This window comes from Catenulispora rubra (assembly GCF_015356825.1).
Lineage (GTDB): Bacteria > Actinomycetota > Actinomycetes > Streptomycetales > Catenulisporaceae > Catenulispora > Catenulispora rubra.
The window spans coordinates 1-395 of the sequence record NZ_JAACYW010000803.1 but is presented as its reverse complement, the minus strand read 5'-3'; the positions used below and the strand labels follow the sequence as shown (position 1 = coordinate 395).

Annotated in this window: 1 pseudogene; it reads left to right on the top strand. The window is 66.6% G+C overall.

The features are described from left to right. Positions 1–175: 175 nt before the first annotated feature. A pseudogene (locus GWK61_RS55500) lies at positions 176–395 on the top strand (LLM class flavin-dependent oxidoreductase); the annotation flags it as partial.

The window sequence follows — 395 nt, the reverse complement described above, 5'->3', positions numbered from 1 at the left end:
AGCACGTCAGGCGCCTGTTCTCTCAGGCATTCACGCGGGCAGCGCCCGCCGCGTGCCGACTGGACGTGCCACGCCGTACCCCCCGAACGGCGTGGCGCGTCCATTTTCGCGCGCTTGAAGTACGCACCACGAACCAGTATGTTCGTTACACGAACTACTGGGGACGGAGACAGTCATGGCCGGAAACGCGGTTCAGTACGGGATCGGCGTGTCGAACGCGGTGCGGGACGTCGAGCAGACGATGGAGATCGTCGAGGCGGCCGACCGCGCCGCCCTGGGCCACTTCTCCGTGTCCGACCACCCCTATGTGGGCCAGATGCTCGACGCCTACTCGCTGGTCGGAGTCGCCCTGGGGCGCACCCGGAGCATCAGCGGGCTGGTGAATGTCAGCAACC